The following is a 5,078-nucleotide window of genomic DNA, read 5'->3' as shown; positions in this document are numbered from 1 at the left end:
GAGCGCATCAGCCACTCATGCCCCGGGATGGCGGCCAGGATGGGCGGCGGCGGCAGCGGGATGTGCAGGAAGAAGCCGATGCGCTGGCGGCAGCCCAGCGAGCGCAGCTCAGACGCCAGCGGAATCAGGTGGTAGTCGTGCACCCAGATCACGTCGTCGTCGCGCAGCAGCGGCGCCAGCTTGCGCGCGAAGAGGCGGTTCACCCGCTGGTAGCCGGCGAAAAAGCCGCTGCCGAAGTCGGCCAGGTCCAGCCGGTAATGAAAGGCCGGCCACAGCGCCTGGTTGGCATAGCCGGTGTAGTAGGTGTCGTGGTCCTCGCGTGAGAGGTCGATGGTCACCAGTTCCACGTTGCCGGCGCGCTGCTGGTGCAGCTCGCCTTCACCGGTGGCGCCGTCTTCCACGATCTTGCCGCTCCAGCCGAACCACAGGCCGCCGCGGGTGGCCAGTGCGTCGCCCAGGGCCACGGCCAGGCCGCCGGCGGCCACCTTGCGTGGGTCGCCCACGCGGTTGGAAATCACGACGAGTCGGGACACGGTACTTCCTCCTGCTTCTTCATATCCGCGAATCCCAGGGTGCGGACAGGCGCACCGCGGCATTCACGATGCCCACCATCGAATAGGTCTGCGGAAAGTTGCCCCACAGCTCTCGGGTGGCGGGATGGGTGTCTTCGGACAGCAGCCCCAGCGGGTTGCGGCTGGCCAGCATGGCCTCGAAGATCTCGCGCGCCTGCGCCGTGCGGCCGATGCGCGCCAGCGCATTGATGCGCCAGAAGGCGCAGATGTTGAACGCGGTCTCGGGCCGGCCGAAGTCGTCGGGCGCTTCGTAGCGGCGCATGTAGGGGCCATCGCACAGCGCGGCTTCCAGCGCATCCACCGTGGCCACGAAGCGCGGGTCGTGCGGGTCGATCAGGCCCACCTCCACCATCAGCAGCACGCTGGCGTCCAGCTCGTCGCCGCCGAAGGTGGCCGCATAGGCCTGGCGGCGCTCGCTCCAGGCCTGGGTCAGGATCTTGTCGCGGATGAGGTCGGCGCGCTGGCGCCACAGCGTGGCGCGGTCGGCCAGCTCGAAGGCCTCGGCGATCTTGGCCAGCCGGTCGCAGGCGGCCCAGTTCATCAGCACCGACGAGGTGTGCACCGCGCTGCGGGTGCGCAGCTCCCACATGCCGGCGTCCGGGTGGTCGTGGATGGCGAAGGCCTGCTCGCCCACCGCCTCCATCAGACCGAACTCCTGGCGTGTGCCCTGGCGCAATAGCCGCGTGTCGTGGAAGGCCTGCGCCGCGCCCAGCACGATGTTGCCGTACACGTCGAACTGGAAGTGCTCATAGGCCTGGTTGCCCACGCGCACCGGCTGGTGGCCGCGGTAGCCCGACAGATGCGGCAGCTCGCGTTCGATCAGCTGGTGTTCCAGCCCGATGCCGTACAGCGGCTGCACATGGCCGCCGGCCATGTCGCCGATGGCGTCGCGCAGCCAGCGCAGGTAGTCCTCCATCGTGTCCACTTCCGACAGGCTGTTGAGCGCCCGCACCACGAAGAAGGCATCGCGTATCCAGCAGAAGCGGTAGTCCCAGTTGCGCTGGCTGCCCGGCGCTTCAGGAATGCTGGTGGTCATCGCGGCGACGATGGCGCCGGTGTCCTCGTACAGGCACATCTTCAGCGTGATGGCGGCGCGGATCACCGCGTCCTGCCATTCCAGCGGCACCGCCAGCGCCCGCGTCCAGGCGCGCCAGTGGGCGATGGTGTGCTCTTCCAGCAGCCGGGCGGTGTCTTCAATGGCGGCCTGCAAGGCTTCGTCAGGCCCGAGGATGAAGCTCAGCGGCTGGGTCAGCGTGAACGCCGTCTCGTCGATCACGTAGGTGATGGGCGCATTGGTGGTCAGCCGCAGCGCCGACTCCGGCCCCACGTAGCGGATGTGATCGCTGCCGCGGGTGATGGTGGGCAGGGTGGCGCCCCAGTCGCTGCGCGGCCGCAGCAGCACCCGCACCCGCGGCGCGCCCGACAGCGCGCGCACGCGCCGCACCAGCGTCAAAGGCCGGAACGGGCGGCCGTGCAGCAGGTAGCGCGGCGCGAAGTCGGTGATCTCGACCGCGCCACCTTCGGCATCGAAGAGCCGGGTGCGCAGCACGCCGGTGTTGGGCTCATAGGCCTGCTCGCTGCGCTGCTGCCCTTCGAGGCAGATCTGCCAGCTGCCGTCGGGCTGGATGCCATCGGCCGAATCGAGCAGCGCATGGAAGATCGGGTCGCTGTCGAAGCGGGGGTAGCAGCACCAGACGATGCGCGCCTGGTCGTCGACCAGGGCGCTGATGGAGCAGTTGCCGATGATGCCGAGGTTCAACGATGCCGGTGGGTTCATGCGAGCGCTTGGGGTGGCGGGCTGCCGCCCCCCGGCGCCGGCAAGCGGCGGACCGCATCTCCCAGCCACCGGGAGACGGCATCGATGTCTTCCAGCCAATAGCGTGCCTGCGTGGCCCCCGGCCCCACCCGCACGCCGAAGCCGCCGGCCGCCTGTGCAGCCGCGATGCCGTCCTCGTCGGTCACGTCGTCGCCCACGTACACCGGCAGCCGGCCGGCAAAGCGCGGGTCGGCATGCAGCGCGGCCAGCGCCACGCCCTTGGACACCTTGCGCTGCTTGATCTCGTACACGCAGTGGCCGCCCATGATCTGCCAGGTGAGCACCTCGGGCAGCGCGCCGAGCGCGGCCTGCAAGGTGTCGTGGCACAGGCCGCCCAGCAGCGGGCGTGAGCGGAAGTGCAGCGCGAAGCCGCCGGTCTTTGGCTCGAACAGCAGCCCGGGATGCTCGGCCACCAGCGCCTGCGCGGCCGCCACCAAGGCCGCGGGCGGCTCGGCGGCTTCCACCCGCAGGTGGCCATCGCTGCCCCGCCGTTCCACGCCGTGCACGCCGGCGGCAGGCAGCTGCAGCGGCGCCAGAAAGCCGTCGATCTGGGCCACAGGCCGGCCACTGACCACTGCCACCGCGCCGCCCAGCGCGCCATGCAGGTGGCGCAGCGTGGGCAGCACCCACTCGGGCACCTGCACGTCCTGCGGGCGCGGGGCCAGCGGGGCCAGGGTGCCATCGAAGTCGATGAAGAGCGCGGCCTCGGCCGGCAGCGGCGGCGGCCCGCTGCGCTGCGGGCCCGGGGGAGTCACTTCGTCTTGCATCATGGGGCGGGCGAAACGGTGGAAGGCACGGCCTCCACCGGCGAATGGCGTGCCCGGAAGGCCTCGTCGCCGCGCGGCACCACCTCGCCTTCCAGCCGCTGGGTGCGCCATTGCGGCAGGTGCTCGGGGTGCTTGGACTGGATGTAGGTCAGCAGGCCTTCACGCACTTCGCAGCGCAGGTCCCAGGCCTTGCCCGAGTCGTGCGCCGTCACCAGCACGCGCAGCTGCATCGTGCGCTCGCCGGCCTCGGTCACCTGCAGCAGGCAGAGCCGGCCATCCCAGTGGGGCGAGGCTTCGCACAGGCGCTGGGCCTCGGCCCGCAGCGGTGCCAGCGGCATCGCATAGTCCACATGCAGGAACACGGTGCCGATGATCTGCGCGGTGCTGCGTGTCCAGTTCTGGAACGGGTTCTCGATGAACCACTGCAGCGGAATGATCAAGCGCCGCTGGTCCCAGATGGCCAGGACCACGTAGGTGCCGGTGATCTCTTCCACCCGGCCCCATTCGCCCTGCACGATCAGCACGTCGTCGATGCGGATCGGCTGCGCCAGCGCGATCTGCAGCCCGGCGATCATGTTGCTGAAGAGCGGCCTGGCCGCGATACCGACCACCAGGCCGGCCACGCCGGCCGAAGCCAGCAGGCTGGCGCCCAGCTGGCGCGCGCCCGGAAAGGTCATCAGGATCATCGCCAGGCCGGCCAGCATCACGCCGACCATCACCGTGCGGGCCAGCACCCGCGCCTGGGTGTGGATGCGCCGGGCCTGCAGGTTGTCTTCGACGTCCGCGGGGTAGAGGTCGATGACGCCCAGCCCCACGCCGCGTACGGCGCGCGTCAGCAGCCACGTGATGGCCGCGATCAGCAGCACACCGTTGAGGTGACGCAGCGAGCCGATCAGCGGCAGCGTGTCGGGTGCGCCCTGCCACACCACCTGCAGCGCGGCCAGCGGCAGCACCCATTGCGCCGGCACGTCCACCTGCCGCACCACCGCGGCCGGCACCCTGGCGCCGCGGGTGATGCGCGTGAGCACCGCGCGCCCCAGCCGATGCACCGCCAGCGCCGCCACGACCACCAGGCTGGCGGCCAACAGCGGCTGCAGCCACGGCATCCACAAGACCGGCAAGAAATCCATCCAACGCCCTCCTTTGTTGCAATGCAGCAAGGTGCGATTGGATGAGGGGGACGGGGTTCCGGCTGTTACGACTTGTCGCGGCTCGGCCGCCGGAGAACCGGGGCCGCCGCTGAGGCAAACTTAAGCCATCATTGCCATGCCGCCTGCCGAGGACCTCTGCGATGACAGCGATCGAATTGCAATTGTTGGAACGCTTGAAGCAGCTGCCGCCTGCGCGTGTGGCAGAAGTGGTCGACTTCGTGGAGTTCCTGGCTTCACGCGAAGAACGAAAGCTGGCAGTCGCGCGTCTGGGGGATCAACTGGCGCGCCTGGACGCGCTGGGACTGCCGGCAGTCTCGGATGAAGAGGTGGAGGCTGAGGTTCAGGCCAGCCGCTACGCGCGGCGCAACGAAGGCCTGGCAGGCGCGTGAGTCATGAAGATGCTGTTGGATACCAACTTGTTGGTCTCCAGCATCATTTCGTACGGGGTACCTCGGCGGCTGCTGGACGGCGCCCGACGCGGTGAATTTGGGCTCGTCAGCAGCGAGTCAGTGCTGAGCGAACTGCTGCCACTGCAGCACCACGCAGGCATCCCCATCGTCACAGCGCGCGAGGCCCTGGACCGTGTAGAAGCGCGCACGCCTCCGATCGAACCGTAGCCCCCGCCGCAGCTGGCCCCGTCAGAACTTCGAGAAGTCGGGCTTGCGCTTCTGAAAGAAGGCCTGGAAGGCCTCGGTGGCCTCGGGGCTGCGCAGGCGCTTGCTGAACAGCTCGGCCTCCGCGTTGATGGCTTCCATCACCGCGGCATGGTTCG

6 protein-coding genes and 1 pseudogene are annotated in these 5,078 nt (G+C 69.5%); 2 read left to right on the top strand and 5 right to left on the bottom strand.

The features are described 5' to 3' along the window. From ABNT58_RS18460 to ABNT58_RS18445, 4 genes are all read right to left on the bottom strand, one after another. On the bottom strand, window positions 1-533 hold a 533-nt coding region (locus ABNT58_RS18460), incomplete at its 3' end, for a trehalose-6-phosphate synthase (RefSeq protein WP_348754904.1). 19 nt (window positions 534-552) lie between these two features. Beyond that, the gene (locus tag ABNT58_RS18455) at window positions 553-2,349 is read right to left on the bottom strand and encodes a glycoside hydrolase family 15 protein (protein ID WP_348754903.1); all 1,797 of its coding nucleotides are present in this window, start codon (window positions 2,347-2,349) and stop codon (window positions 553-555) included. Further along, the gene (gene otsB / locus ABNT58_RS18450) at window positions 2,346-3,158 is read right to left on the bottom strand and encodes a trehalose-phosphatase (protein WP_348754902.1); all 813 of its coding nucleotides are present in this window, start codon (window positions 3,156-3,158) and stop codon (window positions 2,346-2,348) included. Before otsB ends, ABNT58_RS18455 begins: the two co-directional genes overlap by 4 nt. Then, window positions 3,155-4,285 (bottom strand): mechanosensitive ion channel domain-containing protein, encoded by a 1,131-nt coding sequence (locus ABNT58_RS18445; protein ID WP_348754901.1) that lies wholly within the window; start codon window positions 4,283-4,285, stop codon window positions 3,155-3,157. The genes otsB and ABNT58_RS18445 overlap by 4 nt, the downstream gene beginning before the upstream one ends. A 161-nt stretch (window positions 4,286-4,446) precedes the next feature. Here ABNT58_RS18445 and ABNT58_RS18440 point away from each other — a divergent pair, with 161 nt between their 5' ends. Both ABNT58_RS18440 and ABNT58_RS18435 read left to right on the top strand, forming a co-directional pair. Continuing rightward, on the top strand, window positions 4,447-4,695 hold the full coding sequence (locus ABNT58_RS18440) for a DUF2281 domain-containing protein (protein ID WP_348754900.1): 249 nt from the start codon (window positions 4,447-4,449) through the stop codon (window positions 4,693-4,695). A gap of 3 nt (window positions 4,696-4,698) precedes the next feature. Next, window positions 4,699-4,923 (top strand): hypothetical protein, encoded by a 225-nt coding sequence (locus ABNT58_RS18435; protein WP_348754899.1) that lies wholly within the window; start codon window positions 4,699-4,701, stop codon window positions 4,921-4,923. Between the two features lie 21 nt (window positions 4,924-4,944). Here the strand turns inward: ABNT58_RS18435 and ABNT58_RS18430 are convergent. After that, window positions 4,945-5,078 (bottom strand): annotated as a pseudogene (locus tag ABNT58_RS18430) (enoyl-CoA hydratase); the annotation flags it as partial.

This window comes from uncultured Aquincola sp., from assembly GCF_964001545.1.
In the GTDB taxonomy this organism is placed as follows: domain Bacteria; phylum Pseudomonadota; class Gammaproteobacteria; order Burkholderiales; family Burkholderiaceae_C; genus Aquincola.
The sequence above is the reverse complement of the archived record's forward strand: the minus strand, read 5'-3'. Positions and strand labels throughout refer to the sequence as shown.

Bases quoted from the DNA above. Each gene is read 5' to 3' on its own strand.
- ABNT58_RS18455 (WP_348754903.1), bottom strand. From the start codon at position 2,349: ATGAACCCACCGGCATCGTTGAACCTCGGCATCATCGGCAACTGCTCC.
- otsB (WP_348754902.1), bottom strand. From the start codon at position 3,158: ATGATGCAAGACGAAGTGACTCCCCCGGGCCCGCAGCGCAGCGGGCCG.
- ABNT58_RS18445 (WP_348754901.1), bottom strand. From the start codon at position 4,285: ATGGATTTCTTGCCGGTCTTGTGGATGCCGTGGCTGCAGCCGCTGTTG.
- ABNT58_RS18440 (WP_348754900.1), top strand. From the start codon at position 4,447: ATGACAGCGATCGAATTGCAATTGTTGGAACGCTTGAAGCAGCTGCCG.
- ABNT58_RS18435 (WP_348754899.1), top strand. From the start codon at position 4,699: ATGAAGATGCTGTTGGATACCAACTTGTTGGTCTCCAGCATCATTTCG.